Below are 20,811 nucleotides of genomic sequence, written 5' to 3' on the forward strand. Positions count from 1 at the left end.
TCGCAGAAATACCGTACAGGAGCCGACTTTCTGCTGCCTACTGTGCGTTTTGAAGGGTAGTCAGGGGCCGCCCTCCTCCCCCGAGTGCGACCCTTCTCCTGTCTCCTGTTTACCTTTTGCTGCTGTGGTCGCCTTCCTGGAATTCTTCGATCATCTTGGCGTTGAAGGCGGGGATGTCGTCGGGGTTGCGGCTGGTGACAATGCCCTTGTCCACGACGACCTGCTGGTCGACCCATTCGGCGCCGCCGAGGGTGAGTTCGTGTTTGAGGCTGGGCCAGCTGGTCATTTTCAGGCCTTTGCTGATGCCGGTCTCGCTGAGGCTCCAGGGGCCGTGGCAGATGGCGGCGATGGGTGCGCCGTGGTCGTAGAACGCGCGGACGAACTTCATGGCGTAGGGGTCCAGGCGCAGCTTGTCGGGGTTGACGGTGCCGCCGGGGAGCAGGAGGCCGTCGTAGTCGCTGGGGTTGGCCTGCGTGACGGTGTGGTCCACGTCGTATTTGTCCTGCGGTTCCATGTCGCCTTTCATGCTCTGGATCTGCCCGGCCTTGAGGCTGATGAGGTGCGTGGTGGCCCCGGCGGCCTCTAGCGCCTCGCGGGGTTTCACCAGTTCGACCTGTTCGACGCCGTCGGCGGCGAGGATGGCGATGGTCTTGCCTTTCAGGGGTTGGTCGGTCATGCGTTCAGCGTGCCGTGTGGGCTGACGTGGGGCGTGATGGTGGTCTGAAGGCGCGTTGAGGCGGGGTTGAGGGGGGCTTGAGTTGGTGTGGGTTCTTGCCTTGCGGGCCAGGGGCGTGTGATGGGGTGGGGGGCATGACACTGACTGAGGAGTTCGCGAAGGCCTTGCAGGCGGCCGAGCAGGGCGGGGACGTTTCGGGGCTGCTGGCCCTGCACGCGGGGAACGTGACGTTGCGCAACCTGACGCAGCAGACGTGGGAGGGGGCGGAGGGTGCGCGGGCGTTCTGGGAGGCGTACCTGGAAAATTTCGAGGAGGTGCGCAGTGAGTTCACCCGCGTGCAGGAAGAGGGGGGTCTGGGCGTGCTGGAGTGGACGGCGTCGGGTCGCCTGCCGGGCGGGCGGGAGATCTCGTACCGGGGCGTGAGCCTGCTGGACGTGCAGGGTGGGAAGGTCTCGGCGTTCCGCACGTATTACGACAGTGCGGCGTTCGTGGTGGCGACCCCCGCCTGACCGTCAAGTGAAGAACGCGCCCGCCCCGGCACAGGCCAGGGGCGGGCATTATTTATCCCTCTCCCGAGCGGTGAGGGGGCCTTACTTGTCTGTGCCGGGCGTGGTCACTTCGACGGCGGTGAGGGTCTCGGTGACGCGGAAGGTGTGGGGCGTATTGGCGGGGACGTGGTAGGAGTCGCCGGGCTGGAGGCTGACGGTTTCGCCGTTCACGATCAGGTCAACCTTGCCTTCAATGACGTACCCGAGGGTTTCGTACTCGTGGGTGTGTTCGGGCTTGTCGGCGTTGGGTTCCTCGCGGTGCCACAGGCGCATGCTGCTCTGCTGCCCCTTGACGAGGTGGTGTTCGCCGTCTTTACCGTGGGTGGTGTCGCTCTGGCTGACCTTGTATTGGCTCATGGAGTTCAGCGTGCGCTGCCTGGGCGCCCCGGGGCGTGATGGGGGCCTGAAGGGGAATTCACGCAGGGTTGATGAGGACTTGAGGCGCCGCAGAGCCTGGTTGCTGCGCTGTCCAGTCCCCCGGTGGGTGCGGGCCGGGGCACGCTGCATCTTTCGCTGCCTGAGCGCGCCGTTCCCGTGCTGGACGCACGCCCCGGCAACCCCGTTTTTTTTGCCGTCCCAGTGGTCATTTTCTTCCTCTGGCAGGTTGAGCGGGTGTGGGGTACACTGGGCGTCTCTGGCCGCCCTGTGTGTGGCCGTCTGAAAGGGGGTGAGGTGCTGCCGTGGGAACGAAAGAAGAGGTTCGTTCGCGCCTGAACATTGCGGATGTGGTGGGCGAGTACGTGCAGCTCTCCCCCGCCGGGCGCGGTCGCCTGAAGGGGTTGTGCCCGTTCCATAAGGAGAAGTCGCCGTCGTTCCAGGTGGATACGGAGCAGGGCTACTTCTACTGCTTTGGCTGCAAGGCGGGCGGGGACGTGTTCAGTTTCGTGCAGCGCACCGAGAACCTGAGTTTCGGGGACGCGATGCGCAAGCTCGCGGAGCGCGCCGGAATTCAGGTGGAGGCGCGGTACGGCGAGCGGTCAAGCCGGGACGTGTTCGACGTGAATGCGTTCGCGCTGGCGTACTTCCGTGAGCACCTGATGGGGCCTGCGGGTGAGGCAGCGCTGGCGTACCTGCGGCGGCGTGGCCTGACGGACGCGACCATCGAGTCATTCGAGATCGGCTTCGCCCCGGACGGCTGGGACGGCCTGCTGAAGCACGCGCGGGTGAAGGGCGTGTCGGAACGGCAGCTGCTGGAGGCCGGGCTGCTGATCGAGAACCCGGAGTCCGGACGGGTGTACGACCGCTTCCGCGCGCGGGTGATGTTCCCCATCCGCGATCACCTGGGGCGGCTGGTGGGCTTCGGGGGGCGCGTGCTGGACGACAGCAAGCCGAAGTACCTGAACACCCCCGAGACGGACGTGTTCCGCAAGGGTGAACTGCTGTACGGGCTGGACAAGGCCCGCCTGGGCCTGAAGAACGGCGGCGAGCTGGTGGTGGTCGAAGGCTACATGGACGTAATCACCATGCACCAGCACGGCTTCACGGGGGCGGTGGCGAGCCTGGGCACGGCCCTGACCGCCGAGCACGCGACGCTGCTGGAACGCCTGGGCGCGCAGAGTCTCGTGCTGCTGTTCGACCGCGACGAGGCGGGCCTGAAGGCGACGCTGTCGGGACTGGATCAGGTGCTCGGCGCGAAGTTCCGCGTGCGCGCCACGAGCGTGCCGAGCGGGAAGGACCCGGCGGACACCCTCCTGGCGGGGGATATCGAGCAGCTGCGCACGGCCCTGAGCAGCGGTCTGGACGAGGTGCGCTACCGCGTGCAGGCCGCCATCGAGCGGCACGGGGTGGGCACCAGCGAGGGCAAACGCCGCATCCTGATGGAACTGCTGCCGCGCATGCAGAACCTCGACCCCCTGGACGAGATCGCCGAGGGCGTGCGCGGCGCGGCGTGCGAGACGCTGGGCATCAAGCCCGAGGCGCTCATGGAATGGATCGCCAGCAAGGCCAAGAGGCGCACCCTGACCGACACGCATCTGGCGGGCATGACCAGCACGCGCAGCGAGGAGGACCGCGAACTGGCCCTCCTGAAGCAGCTGCTGGTTGATCCATCGCTGCTGGCGAAACTGGACGGCAGTATGCCGTGGCGCAACGAGTCGGTGCGCAAGGTGATGCTGGCCGCGCGCGGCGCGCAGACCCCCGACGACATTCTGGACGTGTTCCGGGGCCAGCCCGAGGAGCAACTCCTGATCCGCCTGATGTTCGAGGGCCGCGACGCGGGCACCATCGGCCGGGAGAACAGCCAGCAGTACGAGCAGAAGGTCAACGGCTACGCGGCGGCCGCCGTGGACGACATTCAGGTGACTCTCAGCATCGACGCGATGCGCGCCGAGGTGGACCTGCTGAAGAAACAGGTGCCGGGCGCTCCTCCCACCGAGCAGTTGGGCCTCCTGCGGCAGATTCAGGACCTCCAGCGCGCCATCGAAGCCGAGAAACGCGTGCGCGGGGCCGCAAGAGCGTAAGGCGCGGCTCTCTCGCTCTCTGCGGTACAGCTACGAGTCCCACAAGGGGAGAGGGTGCCCTGCAGGGGCGGGTGAGGGGGCGTGTGACCACCCCTGCTCGCCCTGCGTTTTACACTTCCCCGCCCCATTCCAGCCCGTGCCGCGTCCACGCGGCTTCGATGTGGGTCAGGACGTCCAGCGGCAGCGGGCCCTGCTGGACGAGGTCGATGTTCCGTTCGAGGTTCTGGATGCTGGCGGTGCCGACGATGGCGCTGTGGACGCCGGGGGCGTACGCGGTGAAGCGCAGGGCGAGGTCCAGCCAGTCGAGTCCGGCCTGCTGGCGGATGGAGTCCATGTTCAGGGTGCGCAGACGCTCCCAGTACGTTTCAGCGTAGTCGCCTGCGGGGCGGTCCGCGAAGCGCCAGGCGGCGTTGGCGATGGGGCGTTTGGCGATGACGCCCATGCCGCTCTCGGTGGCGGCGGGGAGCAGCTGGCGGCGGCTGAACTGGTCGGCGAGGTTGACGCTGGTCTCGACGCTGCCGAAGCGGCCGCTCTGGATGGCCCAGGCGAGGGCTTCGTTCTCGCCGCTGTACGCGGCGACGCGGATCAGGCCGTCGCGCCGGGCGGCGTCGAGGGCGCCGAGGAGGTCGTCGCGGCGCAGGGTCTCGGCCGGGCAGGAGTGCAGGTGGAAGATGTCGATCCAGTCGCAGCGCAGCCGTGTGAGGGCCTGTTCGATGCCCAGGCGGATGGCCTGCGGCGTCCAGTCGTCGGCGCCGTCGGCGCTGTAGCCGCCCTTGCTGCTGAGGATGAAGTCGTGGCGGCGGTAGGCGAGGTGCCGTCCGATGCGTTCCTCGCTGAGGCCGTAGCCGCGCGCGGTGTCGACCAGGGTGATGCCCCGGTCGATGGCGCGGTTGAGCAGGGTGCCCGCGTGGTCTTCACTCAGTGCACCGTCGCCGATCTGCCCGGCGCCGAGGCCGAGGAGGCTGACGCGCAGGCCGGTGGTGCCGAAGTCCCTCTGTTCCATGACGGGTATTGTGCGCCGCTGGCGTTCAGTTGGTGGTGAGGTTCAGGTCAGCCTGGGCTTCCTGTTCGGCGCGGAACTGGAGTTCGTACAGGTCGCGGTACAGGCCGCCCACCGCGAGGAGCTGCGCGTGGGTGCCGTCCTCGGTGACGCGCCCGGCGTCCATGACGAGGATGCGGTCGGCGTTCCGGATGGTGCTGAGGCGGTGGGCGATGACGAAGGTGGTGCGGCCCTGCATGAGGCGTTCCAGCGCGGCCTGCACGAGCGCTTCGGATTCGTTGTCCAGGGCGCTGGTGGCCTCGTCGAGGATCAGGATGCGGGGGTCTTTCAGGATGGCGCGGGCGATGGCGACCCGCTGCCGCTGCCCGCCGCTGAGTTTCACGCCGCGTTCCCCCACGACCGTGTCGTAGCCGTGCGGGAAGGCGCTGATGAACTCGTGGGCGTTCGCGGCGCGGGCAGCGGCCTCGACCTCGTCGGGTCTCGCGCCGGGACGGCCGTACAGGATGTTCTCGCGGATGCTGCCGCTGAACAGCAGCGTCTCCTGCGGCACGAGGCCCACTTGGGCGCGCAGGTCCGCCAGAGCGTAGTCGCGCACGTCCCGCCCGTCCACGCGCAGGGTGCCGCCCGTGACGTCCCAGAAGCGCGGGATGAGGTTCACGAGGGTGGTCTTCCCCGCCCCGCTCGGCCCGACCAGCGCGACGACCTGCCCGGCGGGAACGTCCAGTGTCACGTCGCGCAGCACGGCGGCACGTTTCCCTTCAGTCTCACCGTCATAGGTGAATGACACGCCGTCGAAGGACACGCGGCCCTCCGCGCGGGCCAGCGGGGCGGGCTGCGCGGGCTGCGGCAGGTCGCTGCGTTCGTCCAGCAGTTCGAAGATGCGGCCCGACGCGCCCAGCGCCTCCTGGAACTGGTTGAACACGCCGGTCAGCGCGACGACCGTGCCGCCCACCTGAAGCGCGTAGAACAGGAATGTCACCAGATTCCCCGGCGTGAGGCTGCCCGCCATGACCAGCCGCCCCCCGTACCACAGGACCACGGCCAGGGCGCCGAAGGTCAGGAAGCTCATCACGCCCGCCATGAGTGCCTGGAGGCGAGCGCGTTTCAGGGCGGCCAGGAAGCTCTGCGTGACGCCCTGCCCGTAGCGGCCCTCCTCCACGCCTTCCGCGGTGAAGCTCTGCACGACGCGCACGCCGCTGATGGCCTCCTCGGCGCTGGCGTTCGCGCCCGCCACCGCGTCCTGCACTTCGCGGCTCACGCGGCGGATGCGTCGCCCGATCGTCACGGCCGTGCCGATAACCAGCGGAATGACCGCCAGGGTCAGCAGGCTCAGGCGCGGACTGGTCGTCACGAGCAGCACCACCGCGCCCACCAGACTCACCGACTGCGCCGCAAGCTGCGCCAGCGCCGTACTCGTCACGGTCTGCACAGTGCCCACGTCTGACGTCAGGCGGCTGGTCAGATCCCCGGTCTTGTGCTCCCCGAAGAAGCGCGGCGAGAGCGTCAGCAGATGCGCGAACACCGCCCGCCGCAGGTCCGCCACCACTCCTGCCCCCACCCGCGAGAGCAGGAACGACTGCGCCGCGCCGAACACCGCCGACAGCGCGAAGATGCCCAGCAGCGCCAGCACCGTCCGGTCGAGCGGCCCGGTGTCCGTGGACCCGACCTTCAGGAATGACGCATCAATCAACCGCCCGAACAGCGCCGGGAAGACCAGATTCAGGCCGCTGGAGATCAGCGTGGCCACCACGCCCACCACGAACACCCACCGGTATGGCCGCGCGAACGCCAGCAGCCGCACCAGCTGACGCGGATCCCGCCTCACACGCGGCGCATCCGGACTGAGGGACGAAGCAGCACGACCAGGACGGGAGAACATAGGAACAGGGTACGCGGGAAGCGAGAGGGCAGTGAGGAGTAGGTCGTGGGGAGTGGGAACCCAGACTGCTTCGCAGCGGGAAGGGTAAATCCTCTGCTTCGCAGCTGTGCCAGCCAGTCAGCTGCGCTGACAGCTCCCCTTGAAGGAGAGTCAGGGGCAGCATGCTTCTGCCGAAGCGAAACAAAGTCGATCAGCGGCCCGCACCATCCGCCCTGCTCGCCGCCGCACACCACCACTGGCCGTTGTGCGCGAAGCGCGCGGGCCTGCGAGGGGGGCGAAGGATGGCGTCGAAGCCAGACACGTTACCGCCCGACACGAACACGCCGCATCGAAAGAATCTCTTGCCCAGTGCAACGTAAACCCCCCAGCCCCCTACCCCAGAGGGGCAGGGGGCTGGGGGGTGGGGTGATCAGTTAAATCTCAGGCCAGCGCCGCTTCAGGTGCCACGTACGCCAGTTCGAACGCGTCGGCGACGCCCTGGTACGTGAGTTTGCCCTGGTGGGTGTTGAGGCCGAGCATGAGGGCCTTGTTGCGGTGGAGGGCTTTGGCGCCGTGGTCGGCGAGGAGGAGGGCGTACGGGAGGGTCTGGTTGGTGAGGGCGAAGGTGCTGGTGCGGGGCACGGCGCCGGGCATGTTGGCCACGCCGTAGTGGATGACGCCGTCGACGGTGTAGGTGGGGTCGTCGTGGGTGGTGGCGTGGATGGTTTCGACGCAGCCGCCCTGGTCGACGGCGACGTCGACGATGACGCTGCCTTCGGGCATGAGCCCCAGCATGTCGCGGGTGACGAGGTGGGGGGCTTTGGCGCCGGGGATGAGGACGCCGCCGATGAGGAGGTCGGTGGTGGGGAGCAGGTCGCGGATGTTGGCTTCGCTGCTCATCATGGTGGTGAGCTTGCCGAAGAACACGTCGTCGAGGTATGCGAGGCGGCGCTGTGACACGTCGAGGATGGTGACTTTGGCGCCGAGGCCCATGGCCATCTTGGCGGCGTTGGTGCCGACGACGCCGCCGCCGATGATGGTGACGTGGCCGGGTTGCACGCCGGGCACGCCGCCGAGGAGGACGCCGCGTCCGCCGACGGGTTTCTGGAGGTGGTACGCGCCGGCCTGGACGCTGAGGCGGCCCGCGACTTCGCTCATGGGGGTGAGGAGGGGGAGGCTGCCGTCGTCGAGCTGCACGGTTTCGTAGGCGACGCCGGTGGTGCCGCTTTGCAGGAGGGCATCGGTGAGGGGGCGGTCGGCAGCGAGGTGCAGGTATGTGAAGAGCAGCAGGTCGGGGCGGAGGTAGTGGTATTCGCTCTGGATGGGTTCTTTGACCTTCACGACCATCTCGGCGGCCCAGGCGTCGTCGGCGGTGCCGAGGGTAGCGCCGGCGCTCACGTAGTCCTGATCGGAGATGCCGCTGCCGAGGCCGGCGCCCTGCTGGACGGTGACGGTGTGGCCGCGGCGGATGAGGGTGGCGACGCCGCCGGGGGTGAGGGCGACGCGGTTTTCTTTGACCTTGATTTCTTTCGGGAGTCCGATGTGCATGGTGTGTCCTTTGTGGCCGCGCAGCGTGAATCTGCGGGCGAGATGCTGATTTGCTTGACGCAAGATTAACAGTTGGTGACGCAATCAGGATTGCCCGCAAGCGCCCTTTTCAGGCCGTATGCCGCAATATGATTGCGCCGGTATGCTATGATGCGCTCTATCATGTCTCAGAGTGATCTGGATGCCATTGACCGGCAGATTCTGGGGATCCTGCAACGGGACGCCCGCATTCCGAACACGGAACTCGCGGACGAGATTGGCCTGACCCCCGCCCCCACCCTGCGCCGCGTGCGCCGCCTGGAGGAGGAGGGCGTCATCCAGCGGTACGTGGCACTGCTTGACCCGAAAACCGTTGGCCGCGAACTGATGGTGATCGTGCGCGTCACGCTGGACAAGCAGACCAAGGCGGGCTTCGAGGAATTCGCGAAGAAGATGCAGGAACGACCCGAGGTGCTCGAATGCTTCCTGTGCCTGGGCGACATCGACTACCTGCTGAAGGTGTCCGTGCCGGATCTGGACGCGTACCAGCACTTCCTGGTGAACACCCTGGCCGCCATTCCCGGCGTGCGCAACACCGCCAGCACCATCGTGGTGAAGCAGGAGAAGTACACGACCAGCCTCCCACTGGAGTGACGCGGCCTGCTGGGGCGGCACCAGGCCCACGCCCAGCGGACGCTCGCCGGGACCTCTCATGGACGCTGTGGGACACTGATGCATGTCCCGACGTGCCCTGATCACCGCTTCCGTCCTGCTGGGTGCCGCCCTGGTCGCCTGCGCGCCCGCCGCCACTACCGCCCCGGCCACCACCACGCCGGCTGGTACAGCTCCGGCCACCACGGCCCCGGCGCCCGTCACCGCGCCGGTCTCCCCCAATCCTGCGGCGCCCGCGCCCGCCCCGGTGCTGAGCTTCCAGGCGATGCCGGAACTCACGCAGGCTCCGGTGCGCTCGTTCAGCAGCCCGCCCGCGCAGATCATCGACCCGAACAAACGCTACCGCGCCGTCCTGAAGACCAGTCAGGGCGACGTGACGCTCGACCTGTACCCGAAGGTCGCGCCGGTCGCCGTGAACAACTTCGTGTTCCTCGCGCTGAATCACTTCTACGACGGGACGCGCTTTCACCGCGTGATTGACGGCTTCATGGCGCAGGGCGGCGACCCCCTGAGCGCCGATCCCGCGCAGCAGGCGAACTGGGGCACGGGCGGCCCCGGGTACCAGTTCAGCGCGGAACTCGTCAGCGGCGTCCGCTTCGATAAAGCCGGGGTGCTGGGCATGGCCCGCTCGCAGAGCCTCAGTTCGCAGGGCAGCCAGTTCTTCATCACGGTCGCGCCTGCGGACTTCCTCAGCGGGAACTACACGGTGTTCGGGCAGGTCATCAGCGGGCAGGACGTCCTGAACCGCCTGCAACGCAACTACACGGGCAGCGGCCCCATTGCCGGTGCGGGCGCCGATACGCTGCTGGGCGTGCAGATCCTTCAGGAGCAGTAAGCGGGTCCGCGCAGGCCAGTTTCAGGGGTTTGTTCCGGCGCGGCCTCTCCTCTCTCCCCTGAGGCCGAGCTCGCCTGCGCATCACCAAAGATTTCCTTTCCCCGGCGCGGCGCGCGTGCCCCTAGACTGTGGGCATGCGTGTTCGCCGTCTGATTCCTGTTGCGTTGGCTGCTGGCGCGGCCCTGTACCTGCGGGGCGTGTACCGCTACCGTGACCCGGTGCGCCTCCCGAAGGTGGGGGCGGGTGAGGTCCTGAGTGCCGCTGACGGCGTGGTGGGGTTCGTGCGGCGGGTACAGGATTGTCGGACGGACGGGCTGGACATGCCGGCGCTGCTGGGCACGCCGGGCGCGGCGGACGGCTGGCTGATCGGGGTGACGGTCGGGCCGCTGGACGTGCATTACGTGTTCCAGCCGGTGTCGGGCGCGGTGTCGTACGCGACGCACGTGGGCGCGCGGGTGAACGTGCCGCTGCTGGACGCCGCGGGCACGCTGAGTGCCCTGACAGGCCGCGCGGTGGACGCCTTGGTGTCGCGCGGGGCGCTGGAGAACGAGCGGCAGGCCGCCGTGATCTCCACCCCGGCGGGCGACGTGACGGTGACGCTGGTGGCGGGCCGCGCGGGCCTGAACGGCACGTCTTTCACGCGGGAGGGCGACGAGGTGCGCGCCGGGTACAAGGCCGCGTTCCTGCAGGAGGGTGGGCTGGTGCTCTTGCACGTGCCGCTGGCGTTCACACCCGCCGTGAGCGTGGGCGACCGCGTGACGGGCGCGGAAACGGTGGTGGCGCGCAGCGGAGCGGGCGTGAACGCCTGAGCCGGGCACGCGGCGCCAGGGCCGCGGTCAGGTATGCTACGCGGTCTGCCCCGGGTGAACGGGGGCGTGTTAGGGGGGTGACGTGAAGACAGAATCGAATGCAGAGCGGTCAGAGCGGCACTCGCCGGAACGGGTCGCGGAGCGGCTGGTGGCGGACCGGAAGGTGCGCGCCGTGGCGCAGGCCGGAAGTTACGGCACGGAATTTCAGTGGTCGGGCAGCGTGCCGACGTTCGTGACCTTTGAGCGGGGCGTGCTGAGCGCCCACGCGGACGCGCGGGCGGGCGTGTCGGTCGAGCACTTCCCGTTCGAGAAGCTGGAGGCGTGGCGGGACTGGGACGTGGCCCGCGCGGAGGCGCCCCTGGCGCTGCTGGCCACCAGCCGGGTGCTGTACGACCCGACCGGGCACTACGGGCGCATCCAGCGGACGCTGTGGAATCTCAGCGCGTCGCAGCGGGCCGCGCACCGCGCGGAGCTGCTGCTGAACGCGCAGGACGCGCTGACGGCCGCCCGCTCGGCGCACACGGGGGCCGGGCACGGCGTGCAGGAGCAGCTGCTGGCCCTCGCGGACGCCCGCGAGATCGCACTGACGCTGCTGTACCCGGCGCTGCTGACGTGGCTGCACCTATGGCCGGAGTTCGAGATCCGCCTGCCGCACGCGTGGCGCGCCTCGGCCGGGCTGCGCTTCCCGAAGGCGGTGTATCACCTCGAGAGTCTGTACGCGTTCGGCGGGGAGCCGGAGGCGCGGCGGGTGCTGCTTGCCACGCGCGGCCTGGGCCTCGTGGAGCAGGAGCGGCGCGCGCGGGCGGCGTTCCAGGTCGGGTATTACGACGGCGCGGTGCGCTACCTGCGGGACGAGACGGCCCGCACGCACCGCGAGGACCTCCAGCGGTGGCTGAACCTCACGCCCGCACGGCGCGAGAAACTTGGCACGCTGATGGGCGTCACGCGCTCCCCGCTGGGGCCAGCGGCGCTGCACATCGTGCAGGAGCTGCTGGAGGCCGTACGCGAAGGCGAGTAGAGATGCGAGCGTAGACCCGGCAGCTCCCCACGAATGAAAGGAGCGAGCCGATCACTGGCTCGCTCCTTTCATTCGTTCTGGTTTACGCGCTGGCCGTCTCACTGTCGAGAACGTTGTTCGTCCGGACGGTGATGGTGCGTTTCTGGGCGGCTTCGCTGCGGGGCACCTTGATGGTCAGGGTGCCGTGTTGCAGGTCGGCTTCCACTTTGGTGAGGTCGTACTTGGCGGGCACGCTGAAGGTGCGGGCCAGGGTGCCGTGGGCGCGTTCGACGCGGTGGGCGGTGCGGCCTTCGCGGCGGTCGTAGGTGCGGGTGGCCTGGACGGTCAGCGTCTGGTTCTCCGCTTCAATCTGCACCTGGTCGGGGGTCACGCCGGGCAGGTCCAGGGTGAGTTCCAGGCCCTGGTCGTCCTCGTGCACATCAACGGGCGGGGCGAAGCGGGCGGGCGCAGCAGCCTGGCCGAACGCGCGGTCCATGCGCTGGGTCAGTTCCTCAATTTCACGGAAGGGATCGAATCGCATCATTTGAGTACCTCCTGAGACTGGAAGCGCGCCGCACCCTCATTCATAAATCTGAGTGCCTTGCGCTCAACTATCAACATAGTAAAACCTGCGCGCCATATTGTCAAGTTTAGTGCGCCTCAAACTCCCGCATTCGGTCGGACGGGCGGCATGACAGGCCCGGGCGCGGCGGTGTACACTCCACAGGGCCCGCGCCCCGGCGCGCCCTACAACCCCACACCCCGTCCCTTTCCCGGCAGTCCCGTGAGGCTGCACCCGCCCCGTGAGGCAGGAGAAGGAGCACCATGACCCACCCAACCCCGACCCGTCAGCCCGCGCTGCACGGCCTTTTTTTTATGGCCCCCACCGGAGCAAGAGCGTGACGCCTAAAGCCACGATCCTCACCGCCGACGAGGTCCGCCGCGCCCTGACCCGCATCGCGCACGAGATCATCGAACGCAACAAGGGCGCCGAGAACCTCGCCCTGATCGGCGTGCACACCCGCGGCATCCCCCTGGCCCGCCGCCTCGCCGAGAAACTCAGCACCCTCGAAGGCGTGGACGTCCCCACCGGCATGCTGGACATCACCCTGTACCGCGACGACCTCAGCGAGGTCGCCCAGCAGCCCATCATCCGCGAGACGCAGGTGCCCTTTGACCTGCGCGACCGCCGCGTGATCCTCGTGGACGACGTGCTGTACACCGGCCGCACCGTCCGCGCCGCGCTGGACGCCCTGATCGACCTCGGCCGCCCCGCGGGGATCCAGCTGGCCGTCCTCGTGGACCGCGGGCACCGCGAACTGCCGATCCGCGCGGACTACGTGGGCAAGAACCTGCCCACCGCCGCCAGCGAAGTCGTGAAGGTCAAGTTGCAGGAAACCGACGACGTGGACAGCGTCGAACTGTGGGACATGGAGGCGCTGCGATGAACGCCCCCACCAGCATGGGCGCCCGCCCACCCCACCTCCTGGACTTCCAGGACTGGACGCCCGAACGCCTGGGCGCCATCCTCGACAACGCCGACACCATGCTCCAGGTGCTTGACCGGCCCGTAAAGAAGGTCCCGGCCCTCCAGGGCCTGACGGTCTGCAACGCGTTCTTTGAGAACAGCACCCGCACCCGCACCAGCTTCGAACTGGCCGCCCGGCGCATGAGCGCCGACGTCCTCACGTTCGCCGCCGGGGCCAGCAGCGTCAGCAAGGGCGAGAGCCTGCGTGACACGCTGGAAGTCCTGACCTCCTACAAGGTCGACGCGTACATCGTGCGCCACCACGCCGCCGGCGCCGCGCATCTGGTGGCCCGCTACAGCGGCAAGCCCGTCATCAACGCCGGGGACGGCCGCCGCGCCCACCCCACCCAGGCGCTGCTCGACGCGTACACCATCCGTCAGGAATATGGCAGCCTAGAAGGCAAGAAGGTCGCCATTCTGGGTGACGTCCGCCACAGCCGCGTGGCGCGCAGCAACGCCGAACTGCTGCCCAAACTGGGCGCGCAGGTCGTCCTGTGCGGCCCCGCCACCCTCCTCCCCCCCGGCCTCGCCCACATGCCGGGCGTGACCCTCACCACGGACCCCAAGGAAGCCGTGCGCGGCGCCCACGCCGTCATGGCACTGCGCCTCCAGCGCGAACGCATGGGAGGCGGGTTCCTCGGCAGCCTCCAGGAATACGCCAACACCTACCAGGTGAACGACACCCTGCTGAAAGACGCCGAGAGCGGCGCCATCGTCCTGCACCCCGGCCCAATGAACCGCGACCTGGAAATCAGCAGCGACGCCGCCGACGGCCCTCAGAGCCGCATCCTGAAACAGGTCGAGAACGGACAGGCCATCCGCATGAGCGTCCTCTACCACCTGCTCGTCGGACGGAACTGAGCATGTCGGAGGTCGAGGCCACTGTGCATCAGGCTCTCGACCTCTGGCTGCAAGCGGAACGGACTTCACTCAGGGAGGCGGCACAACAACTCGGCCTCAGGTACCAGACGGCACGGACCGGTTCAGCGCCTGAAGCAGTTGTGGTGGAAGAACGGCAGGAGTGGGTGACGCTGCTCGTGAACGCCCAGCCCATCCCCGAACTGTTCACCCTGGAAGAGGCCCAACGTCTCGGCGAGGCCAGCGCAGCCGAAGTTGATCTGCTGTGCGGATTGATCGAGACCACTCACGGACCACCAGGACAGGAAAACACTACGCTCGACTGGTGGGAGAACGCCGAGCCCTGCTGGCAGCACGAACTGATCTGGCTGGGCCAACGGTACGCCCTGACTCTTCGCCATCACGTAAGTGGACTGGAACAGACGCACTCCCTGAGCTTCAAGGTCGAGAACCTCGCCACAGGACATACGGAGGACACATGATCACGATTACGAACATCAAGCGCGTCGGGTCGGAGAAGACCGAGAGCGTCACCATTGAGGGCGGCCTGATCAAGGGCTGGAACCTGCCGGAAGAAGGTCAGGTCATCGACGGGCAGGGCGGCACGGTCGCGCCCGCGCTGATCGAGCTGCACGCGCACCTGCGCGAGCCGGGGCAGACGGAGAAGGAGGACCTCGCCAGCGGTCTGGCGGCGGCGGCGGCCGGTGGGTACGGCACGGTAGTGAGCATGCCGAACACCAGCCCTGTTGTGGACGATCCGGCGATCGTGCGCAGCCTGATTGAGAAGGCGTCGGGCCTGGGCTTCGCGCGTCTGCGTCCGGCGGCAGCGCTGACAAAGGGGCAGAAGGGTGAGGAGCTGGCCGAACTGACCTACCTGAAAGAGGCGGGCGCGGCGATGTTCACGGACGACGGGCGCACGAACGAGAACGCCCGCACGCTGCGCCTGGGGCTGGAGACGGCTGGGAGCCTGGGCATGGTGATCAGCGTGCACGCCGAGGACGCCAGCCTGCGCGCGGACGGCGTGATGAACGAGGGGCCGGTCAGCGAGTCGCTGGGCCTGCCCGGGAACCCGGCAGCGGCGGAGGCGGCGCGCGTGGCGCGGGATATCGAGATCGTAGCGGGCCTGCACGCGCAGGGCGTCCCGGCGCGGCTGCATATCCAGCACCTGAGCACGGCGCGCGCCCTGGATCTGGTGCGCGCCGCGAAGGCGCAGGGCCTGCCAGTGACGTGTGAGGTCTGCCCGCACCACCTGACCCTGACGGACGAGGCGCTGCGTTCTTTTGACGCGATCTACAAGGTCGCGCCGCCCCTGCGCACGCAGGTGGACGCCGATCACCTGCTGGAGGGGCTGCGGGACGGCAGCGTGGACTGCCTCGCCACGGATCACGCGCCGCACACCCGCGCGGAGAAGGAACGAGACCTGCTGGACGCACCCAGCGGCATCGCGTACATCGAACTGGCGTTCCCGCTGATGTACACCCGCTTCGGTGAGACGCTGGGCCTGGAGCGCATCCTGGACCTGATGACGGCCGCACCGGCGCGCGTGATGGGCTGGGAGGCACCCACCCTGGACGCGGGCGCGAAGGCTGATCTGGTCATCCTCGACCTGAGCACCGAACGCCCCGTGAACCCCGCCGAGTTCAAGAGCAAGGCGAAGTTCACGCCCTGGGCGGGCGAGACCCTGAAGGGCTGGCCGGTGCTGACCGTCGTGGACGGGAAAGTCGCGTACCAGCGGTAAGAGGTGACAGGAGGAGGGGCGCTGGGGCGACCACCCGGCGCCCCCTTTCCGTTTACCGGTCGAGCCGGAAGATCCGCAGGTCGTCGTGCTCCTCTCCCTGGATCAGGTCCGTGAGGAGGCGGGCGGCCTGCACGCTGTACGTGATGCCGTTCCCCCCGTAGCCGAGGGCGAACAGCAGTCGGTCGCCCTTCTCCCGGGGGCCGATGTACGCCAGACCATCTTTCGTCTCGCCGAAGGTGCCGGCCCAGGCGAAGGCTGTTTCCGGGTGGAGGTGCGGGAGAAGCTTGCCGAGTTTGCGTTCGAGTCGTTTCTGCTTGGCGGGCAGGGCGCGTTCGCGGCGGGCTGGGCTGTGGTGGTTGTCGTCCTCGCCGCCGATGACGACGCGGCCGTCCTGGGTGGTGCGGGCGTACAGGTACGGGCGGGCCGTCTCCCAGATGAGGCAGCCGGTGGGCCACAGTTCCCCGTCGGTTTCTGCGATGGGTTCGGTCGCCAGGGCGTAGGAGTTCTTCAGCTGCGCGAGGCGCCTGCCGAGGAACTTCTCGGCCTCGTACCCGGTGGCGACGATGACCCAGCGGGCCTGGATCTTCGCGTTCCGGTCAGTGTGCGCCGTGAAGTCGCCTCCGTGCCTATCTCTGGGCTCGTCCAGGCGGGTGACTTCCGTGCGGTCGTACACCCGCGCGCCCCGGGACTGCGCCCGCTGAAGCAGGTGCTGCGCGAGGCGGTACGGGTCGACCTCCGCGCCGTCTCTGCTGAACAGTGCGGCAGGTGCAGTGATCCCGAAGCGGGCCTTCAGGTTGCGGGCGTCCAGATGTTCGACATTCAGGCCGGCGCGGGTGCGGGCGGCGTGCTCCTGCGCGAGCATGCGGGCGTCGCGGCGGTTGCTGGCGTAGTACAGGCTGCCCCGCTCGCGGAACCCGCAGTCGTCGGGCAGCTCGGCGGTCAGGTCGCGCACCATGTCGATGGCCTCGCGGCACAGGTGGTAGGCGCGTTCCGCGTCGGCCTGCCCGGTCATGGGAATCAGGTCCACGAGGTTCGTGTCGATCTCGTACTGGAGGAGGGCGGTGCTGGCGCTGGTGCTGCCGAACGCGGCGTCGCGCAGGTCGGTCACGACGACATTCAGCCCGGCGGCGGTCAGCTGATCGGCCATCAGGGCACCTGTGATGCCCGCCCCGATGACAAGCACGTCGGCGCGCTCGTCGCCGCTCAGGGGCGGGTAGGTGTGCATGAGGCCGTTGGTGAGGGGCCAGAAGGCGCGTCCGCTACGGAGATCCATGGGCTGACTGTAGAAAGTCCGGCGGCTGGGCAGGTGGGCGCGCGGCTACGGTTTCCGGCGGGCGAACGTTCAGGTTTCGTTGTGGGACGCGAATCTACTTCTGGGGCAGTTGTGGTTTCGTACCCCGGAACGCGTCCGCGCTGGTCTGGGTGGGGAGGCGCACGACCTGCCCGGTGCGGGCACTCTCGTACAGGGCGTCCATGATGACGTGGTCCTGCACGCCCTCCTCACCGGGCGTCCACGGGGTATCGCCGCTGCGGATGCACTGCGCGAAGTGGTCGAATTCCAGCGTGAACTGGTCGTACTCGGGGAATGTGGGTTCGTGGGTGCCGCCCTCGCTGCTGACCTGTACCTTCAGGCCGTCGTAGGGGAAGGCGGGTTCCATGTTCAGGCTGCCCTTCTCGCCCATGGCGCGCAGGGAGGTGGTCTTGAACGCCGCGTAACTCGTCTGAAGGGTGGCGCTGACGCCGCCGGGGAAGCCCAGCAGGGCACTCATGGAGGCCTCGACCTCGCGGAATCGCGGGTTGCCGTCGGGCTGATGCTGCGTGGCGAACACCCACTCGGGTTCCTGCCCCGTGATGAAACGCAGGGTGTTCAGGCTGTAGATACCCACGTCCGGCAGCGGCCCGCCGCCCGCTAGCTCGCGTTTCAGGCGCCACGCCTCTGGGTCGTCCTCGACCTGCGCGTGGATGGAGTGCAGCAGCCGCACCTCGCCCAGCGTGCCGCCCTGCACGGCGGCCCTGGCCGCCCAGTGTTCCGGGGTGTACTGGCAGCGGTACGCGGTCATCAGGAGCACCCCGGCCTCTTTGCAGGCGTCCACGATGGCCTGGGCGTCCTCGGCGTTCACGCCCAGCGGTTTCTCGCACAGGACGTGCTTGCCCAGGCGGGCGGCGCGGGTGGCGTACTCGCGGTGCAGGCTGTTCGGCGTGACGATGTACACCGCCTGCACGTCGTCGCGGCCCGCCAGTTCGTCGAACTCCTCGTAGGTGTAGGCGTCCTGCTCGGTCAGGCCCAGGGCGCGCGCGAAACCCTGCGCCTTGTCCGCCTCGCCGCTGACGAGCGCGGCGACGTACGCGTGCTTGCTGGTGCAGGCGGCGGGAATGAGCTCCTCGGCGGTCAGCTTGCCGATGCCGACCAGGGCGAACCCCACGCGCTCACGCTGCGCTTCGGGCGCTTTGATGTCCGGTTTCAGGGGCATGGGCCTTACCGTAGCCGCGCGGCGCGGCGTCCGGATGGGGCGGCACTTCAGGGCTTCTTCAGCGGCGCGTCAGGGGGCCGTGAAGTCCGCTGCGATCTGACCGTCCCCGGCGGCCCGCGCGGCGTACAGCAGCTGCTGGGCGCGTTCAAGCATGTCGTCCGGGTGGGCGCAGGCGGTGTCGGTGCACAGGCCGACGCTCAGGGTGACCTGCGGGTGGGGCAGGTGCGGGAAGCGCAGGGCGCCGGCACTGGCGCGCAGGCGGCTGCACAGGAGCAGCGCGCCGTCCGGGCTGGTCTGCGGGAGCAGCAGCGCGAGGCGGTGGTCATCCAGGCGGGCCAGCACGTCCAGCTGGCGGACCTGTCGGCGCAGGTGGCCGCTGATCTCGCGCAGAACGTCGTCCGTGGCGGCGTGAGCGGTGGCGTCCGGCCGCAACGGGCCGAGGTCCAGCACCGCCACGGCGAGCGGCTGGTGCTGCCGCCGCGCGCACTCGAATTCCCCGTTCAGGCGCTGCTCCAGGAAGCGGCGGTTGAACAGGCCGGTCAGGGGGTCAAGGTTGGCCTGCTGCGCGAGCTGCTGCTGGCTGCGCAGGAGGTCCAGGGTCCAGGCGGGCGTGTCCGGGCCGCTCAGCGTGCCGGAGGCGAGGCTCAGCTGCTCGATTAGGTCACGTTGCGCGGCGGCCACCTGACGACTCCGCTCGGTTTCATGCTCGATGAGCCGCACGGCGCTGCGGCGCTCGGCCGCGGCGCGGCTGATGGCGACCGTGAGCCGCAGGTGCTCGCGCAGATGACGCAGCGCGCCGCTCAGGTCCCCGGTCTGCTCGTGCAGGTCGCTCAGGTGTTGGTGCGCTTCGCTGGCGATGCGGTCCGCGCTGATCCGCCCGGCAAGGTTCAGGGCGCGGCGCAGGGCGTCCCCGGCCTGCGCGTGGTCATGCAGGCGCAGCAGGGTCTCGCCGCGGCGCAGGTGCAGGCGCGCTTGCAGGTAGAAGTCCCCCATGCGGTTCACGAGCTCCAGCGCGCGGGCGTAGGCGCCCAGGGCGTCCGGCCACTGCCCGGACTGGTGGTGCATGTGGCCCAGCTCGGCGTGCACCTCGACCAAGTTGTCCAGGTCACTGGCTGCCTGGGCGAGCTCCCCGGCGCGGCTCAGGTGTTCCCGCGCCTGCGGGAACTGCCCCAGTCGGCTGTGCAGGATGCCCAGGTTCGTCAGGGCCACGATCTCGTTGTACGGGCTGCCGTGCACGCGCGCCAGGTGCAGCGCCTCGGTCTGGTACGACAGGGCCTCCTCATGCCGGTCCATGTCCATGGCGACGTTCCCGACATTGTTCGTCGCGGAGATCCGCACGACCGTGTTCCCCGCCCCGGTCGCCAGGCGCAGCGCCCGCAGGCTGTAGTTCATGGCGGCCGTGTGGTCCTCCAGGCGCTGGTAGACCACGCCGAGGTTGTTCAGGCACGCGCTGAGGAACCAGTCGTTGCTGCGGCGCTCGAAGAGTGTCTGCGCGGCAAAATGCGCTTCAAGGGCCTGCGGCAGTTCACCCAGGTTCGAGCGGACGGTCCCCAGCCCCATCCAGCTGCGCGCCAGACCCAGCTCGTCCCCGGCCGCCTCGTGCAGCGTGATGGCGCGCTGCAGCGTGGCCCGCGCCGCATCGTAGTGACCGAGCCTGGACTGGCCCCGCCCGAGTTCCAGCGTGGCGCGGGCCAGGGCGCCCGGGTCGTTCAGGCGCCCGGCCAGGGCGGCCGCGTCACGTGCGCGGCGAACCGCGTCGGCCGGGTTCTTGTCCCACAGTTCCGCCGCGAGATCCAGCAGCACCCGCAGGCGCGTCTGACCGCGCGCGCCGCACAGGTGACGTTCCAGCTGCTCAACGGTGGACATAGCGCAGTCTAGTGGCCACGTCCGCGCGCCGTCCTGCATGCCCGCACGGTGAAGTACGATACCGGCAGGGTGAACACAGCGATTCAGTCAGCGGAACGGGGCGCGCACGGGACGGACGTGCCGACCCTGGAGCGCCCGCTGTACCTGCTGACGTTCTTCACGCCGCGCCAGCCGGAGTGGACGCTGGCGAAACTCGCGCGGGCCAGTGGCCTGCCCAAGGCCAGCTGCCTGCGCGCGCTGCGCGTCCTGGAGAAGTACGAACTGCTGCGCCGCGACGGAGACGGGTACCGGCTGGGCAGCGGCTTCATTGCCATGAAAGCGCACGTGCAGGTGCACGCCCCGCCACTGAACGTCGCGCTGGCCCACATGGAACACCTGCGTGAGCAGACGGGCCTGGCCGTGGCGTGGGCCGTGCTGGACGGTCAGGACACCCTGTACACCGAGGTGCTGCCCACCCCTGGGGGCCCGCTGAGTCCTGGCGAGCGGCGGGACGTGCTGAGTGACGCGTCGGGGCGGCTGCTGCTGGCCTTCGGGACGCTGTCCCTGCGGGAGCGGCTGCTGGGGCAGGCGGGCGCAGGGCGCGCCACGCTGGACACGCTGGATCAGGTGACGCGCCGCGCGTGGCTGTCCCCACCGCGCCGCGAGGACGTGGCGAGCGGGTGGCCGCAGGTGGCCGCGCCGGTCTTCCGCGCCGGAGGCACGCTGGTCGCGGCGCTGAGCGTGTCCTGGCCGGACTGGCCCGAGTGGCCGCTCACGGCCGAGGCGCTGCGGGCCCTGTCGGACACGGCGCGCCGCGTGTCGCATGACATGGGCTACCTGCGCCCCTGGGCAGGTGACGCCGCGTTCTTCTTGGACGTCGCAACGAAATTACCGGACTGAGCACCGGGACGACCGTCGGAACTGGAAGCACGGAACAGGGGGCCTGCGCCCTGGATTGGCAGGCCCCCTGACTCCGGCTGGAAACGTGTG

General features: G+C 69.0%; 20 protein-coding genes. 11 read left to right on the top strand and 9 right to left on the bottom strand.

All coding sequences use genetic code 11. The features are described 5' to 3' along the window. Positions 1-109: 109 nt before the first annotated feature. Positions 110-676, bottom strand: a complete 567-nt coding sequence (locus IEY63_RS13350) for a type 1 glutamine amidotransferase domain-containing protein (RefSeq protein ID WP_062158976.1) — start codon at positions 674-676, stop codon at positions 110-112. Positions 677-810: 134 nt separating this feature from the next. Here IEY63_RS13350 and IEY63_RS13355 point away from each other — a divergent pair, with 134 nt between their 5' ends. Then, positions 811-1,185 carry a nuclear transport factor 2 family protein gene (locus tag IEY63_RS13355; RefSeq protein WP_189069512.1) on the top strand — a complete coding sequence of 125 codons (375 nt, stop codon included), beginning with the start codon at positions 811-813 and terminating at the stop codon, positions 1,183-1,185. Between the two features lie 81 nt (positions 1,186-1,266). Here IEY63_RS13355 and IEY63_RS13360 read toward each other — a convergent pair whose 3' ends face one another. Further along, positions 1,267-1,581 (bottom strand): cupin domain-containing protein, encoded by a 315-nt coding sequence (locus IEY63_RS13360; RefSeq protein ID WP_189069513.1) that lies wholly within the window; start codon positions 1,579-1,581, stop codon positions 1,267-1,269. A gap of 323 nt (positions 1,582-1,904) precedes the next feature. Here IEY63_RS13360 and dnaG point away from each other — a divergent pair, with 323 nt between their 5' ends. Further along, positions 1,905-3,683 carry a DNA primase gene (dnaG, locus tag IEY63_RS13365; protein WP_189069514.1) on the top strand — a complete coding sequence of 593 codons (1,779 nt, stop codon included), beginning with the start codon at positions 1,905-1,907 and terminating at the stop codon, positions 3,681-3,683. A gap of 109 nt (positions 3,684-3,792) precedes the next feature. On the opposite strand, the gene IEY63_RS13370 is transcribed toward dnaG, so the two are convergent. The 3 genes from IEY63_RS13370 to ald all read right to left on the bottom strand — a co-directional run bounded on the left by IEY63_RS13370 (position 3,793) and on the right by ald (position 8,089). Continuing rightward, positions 3,793-4,686, bottom strand: a complete 894-nt coding sequence (locus IEY63_RS13370) for an aldo/keto reductase (protein WP_189069515.1) — start codon at positions 4,684-4,686, stop codon at positions 3,793-3,795. Between the two features lie 25 nt (positions 4,687-4,711). Next, complete coding sequence (locus tag IEY63_RS13375) at positions 4,712-6,562, bottom strand: ABC transporter ATP-binding protein (protein ID WP_189069516.1); 1,851 nt, start codon at positions 6,560-6,562, stop codon at positions 4,712-4,714. Between the two features lie 420 nt (positions 6,563-6,982). Then, positions 6,983-8,089 (bottom strand): alanine dehydrogenase, encoded by a 1,107-nt coding sequence (gene ald / locus IEY63_RS13380; protein WP_189069517.1) that lies wholly within the window; start codon positions 8,087-8,089, stop codon positions 6,983-6,985. Positions 8,090-8,251: 162 nt separating this feature from the next. On the opposite strand from ald, the gene IEY63_RS13385 reads away from it, so the two are divergent. From IEY63_RS13385 to IEY63_RS13400, 4 genes are all read left to right on the top strand, one after another. Then, a complete protein-coding gene (locus IEY63_RS13385) occupies positions 8,252-8,722 on the top strand; it encodes an Lrp/AsnC family transcriptional regulator (protein ID WP_189069518.1) in 471 nt (156 codons plus the stop codon). Between the two features lie 82 nt (positions 8,723-8,804). Next, the gene (locus IEY63_RS13390) at positions 8,805-9,575 is read left to right on the top strand and encodes a peptidylprolyl isomerase (RefSeq protein WP_189069519.1); all 771 of its coding nucleotides are present in this window, start codon (positions 8,805-8,807) and stop codon (positions 9,573-9,575) included. Between the two features lie 134 nt (positions 9,576-9,709). Continuing rightward, positions 9,710-10,384, top strand: coding sequence for a phosphatidylserine decarboxylase (locus tag IEY63_RS13395; RefSeq protein ID WP_189069520.1), 675 nt, complete (start codon positions 9,710-9,712; stop codon positions 10,382-10,384). Positions 10,385-10,466: 82 nt separating this feature from the next. Beyond that, entirely contained in the window at positions 10,467-11,402 is a 936-nt protein-coding gene (locus tag IEY63_RS13400) for a hypothetical protein (protein ID WP_189069521.1), read from the top strand. A gap of 82 nt (positions 11,403-11,484) precedes the next feature. Here the strand turns inward: IEY63_RS13400 and IEY63_RS13405 are convergent, their stop codons facing one another. Continuing rightward, positions 11,485-11,925 carry an Hsp20/alpha crystallin family protein gene (locus IEY63_RS13405; RefSeq protein WP_119673946.1) on the bottom strand — a complete coding sequence of 147 codons (441 nt, stop codon included), beginning with the start codon at positions 11,923-11,925 and terminating at the stop codon, positions 11,485-11,487. Positions 11,926-12,280: 355 nt separating this feature from the next. On the opposite strand from IEY63_RS13405, the gene pyrR reads away from it, so the two are divergent. The 4 genes from pyrR to IEY63_RS13425 are packed head-to-tail and all read left to right on the top strand — an operon-like array spanning position 12,281 to position 15,505. Continuing rightward, the gene (gene pyrR / locus IEY63_RS13410) at positions 12,281-12,829 is read left to right on the top strand and encodes a bifunctional pyr operon transcriptional regulator/uracil phosphoribosyltransferase PyrR (protein WP_046844314.1); all 549 of its coding nucleotides are present in this window, start codon (positions 12,281-12,283) and stop codon (positions 12,827-12,829) included. Beyond that, complete coding sequence (locus tag IEY63_RS13415; protein ID WP_189069522.1) at positions 12,826-13,770, top strand: aspartate carbamoyltransferase catalytic subunit; 945 nt, start codon at positions 12,826-12,828, stop codon at positions 13,768-13,770. Before pyrR ends, IEY63_RS13415 begins: the two co-directional genes overlap by 4 nt. Before the next feature lie 2 nt (positions 13,771-13,772). Beyond that, positions 13,773-14,249 (top strand): hypothetical protein, encoded by a 477-nt coding sequence (locus IEY63_RS13420; RefSeq protein ID WP_189069523.1) that lies wholly within the window; start codon positions 13,773-13,775, stop codon positions 14,247-14,249. Beyond that, complete coding sequence (locus IEY63_RS13425; protein ID WP_189069524.1) at positions 14,246-15,505, top strand: dihydroorotase; 1,260 nt, start codon at positions 14,246-14,248, stop codon at positions 15,503-15,505. Before IEY63_RS13420 ends, IEY63_RS13425 begins: the two co-directional genes overlap by 4 nt. Positions 15,506-15,557: 52 nt before the next feature. Here IEY63_RS13425 and IEY63_RS13430 read toward each other — a convergent pair whose 3' ends face one another. The 3 genes from IEY63_RS13430 to IEY63_RS13440 form a co-directional block, all read right to left on the bottom strand. Then, positions 15,558-16,778 carry an NAD(P)/FAD-dependent oxidoreductase gene (locus IEY63_RS13430; RefSeq protein ID WP_189069525.1) on the bottom strand — a complete coding sequence of 407 codons (1,221 nt, stop codon included), beginning with the start codon at positions 16,776-16,778 and terminating at the stop codon, positions 15,558-15,560. Between the two features lie 94 nt (positions 16,779-16,872). After that, the gene (locus tag IEY63_RS13435) at positions 16,873-17,976 is read right to left on the bottom strand and encodes a Gfo/Idh/MocA family protein (protein ID WP_189069526.1); all 1,104 of its coding nucleotides are present in this window, start codon (positions 17,974-17,976) and stop codon (positions 16,873-16,875) included. Between the two features lie 69 nt (positions 17,977-18,045). Beyond that, positions 18,046-19,842: a GGDEF domain-containing protein gene (locus IEY63_RS13440; RefSeq protein WP_189069527.1), complete on the bottom strand. Its 1,797-nt coding sequence runs from the start codon at positions 19,840-19,842 to the stop codon at positions 18,046-18,048. A 69-nt stretch (positions 19,843-19,911) separates the two neighbouring features. On the opposite strand from IEY63_RS13440, the gene IEY63_RS13445 reads away from it, so the two are divergent. Next, the gene (locus IEY63_RS13445; protein ID WP_189069528.1) at positions 19,912-20,721 is read left to right on the top strand and encodes an IclR family transcriptional regulator; all 810 of its coding nucleotides are present in this window, start codon (positions 19,912-19,914) and stop codon (positions 20,719-20,721) included. Positions 20,722-20,811 lie beyond the last annotated feature (90 nt).

The sequence above is a fragment of the Deinococcus radiotolerans genome (assembly GCF_014647435.1).
Classification (GTDB): Bacteria; Deinococcota; Deinococci; order Deinococcales; family Deinococcaceae; genus Deinococcus; species Deinococcus radiotolerans.

Coding starts and splice junctions, on each gene's coding strand:
- ald (WP_189069517.1), bottom strand. CDS start 8,089: ATGCACATCGGACTCCCGAAAGAAATCAAGGTCAAAGAAAACCGCGTC.
- IEY63_RS13385 (WP_189069518.1), top strand. CDS start 8,252: ATGTCTCAGAGTGATCTGGATGCCATTGACCGGCAGATTCTGGGGATC.
- IEY63_RS13360 (WP_189069513.1), bottom strand. CDS start 1,581: ATGAGCCAATACAAGGTCAGCCAGAGCGACACCACCCACGGTAAAGAC.
- IEY63_RS13425 (WP_189069524.1), top strand. CDS start 14,246: ATGATCACGATTACGAACATCAAGCGCGTCGGGTCGGAGAAGACCGAG.
- IEY63_RS13375 (WP_189069516.1), bottom strand. CDS start 6,562: ATGTTCTCCCGTCCTGGTCGTGCTGCTTCGTCCCTCAGTCCGGATGCG.
- IEY63_RS13415 (WP_189069522.1), top strand. CDS start 12,826: ATGAACGCCCCCACCAGCATGGGCGCCCGCCCACCCCACCTCCTGGAC.
- IEY63_RS13390 (WP_189069519.1), top strand. CDS start 8,805: ATGTCCCGACGTGCCCTGATCACCGCTTCCGTCCTGCTGGGTGCCGCC.
- IEY63_RS13395 (WP_189069520.1), top strand. CDS start 9,710: ATGCGTGTTCGCCGTCTGATTCCTGTTGCGTTGGCTGCTGGCGCGGCC.
- IEY63_RS13420 (WP_189069523.1), top strand. CDS start 13,773: ATGTCGGAGGTCGAGGCCACTGTGCATCAGGCTCTCGACCTCTGGCTG.
- IEY63_RS13405 (WP_119673946.1), bottom strand. CDS start 11,925: ATGATGCGATTCGATCCCTTCCGTGAAATTGAGGAACTGACCCAGCGC.
- IEY63_RS13430 (WP_189069525.1), bottom strand. CDS start 16,778: ATGGATCTCCGTAGCGGACGCGCCTTCTGGCCCCTCACCAACGGCCTC.
- IEY63_RS13370 (WP_189069515.1), bottom strand. CDS start 4,686: ATGGAACAGAGGGACTTCGGCACCACCGGCCTGCGCGTCAGCCTCCTC.
- IEY63_RS13440 (WP_189069527.1), bottom strand. CDS start 19,842: ATGTCCACCGTTGAGCAGCTGGAACGTCACCTGTGCGGCGCGCGCGGT.
- IEY63_RS13355 (WP_189069512.1), top strand. CDS start 811: ATGACACTGACTGAGGAGTTCGCGAAGGCCTTGCAGGCGGCCGAGCAG.
- IEY63_RS13350 (WP_062158976.1), bottom strand. CDS start 676: ATGACCGACCAACCCCTGAAAGGCAAGACCATCGCCATCCTCGCCGCC.
- IEY63_RS13435 (WP_189069526.1), bottom strand. CDS start 17,976: ATGCCCCTGAAACCGGACATCAAAGCGCCCGAAGCGCAGCGTGAGCGC.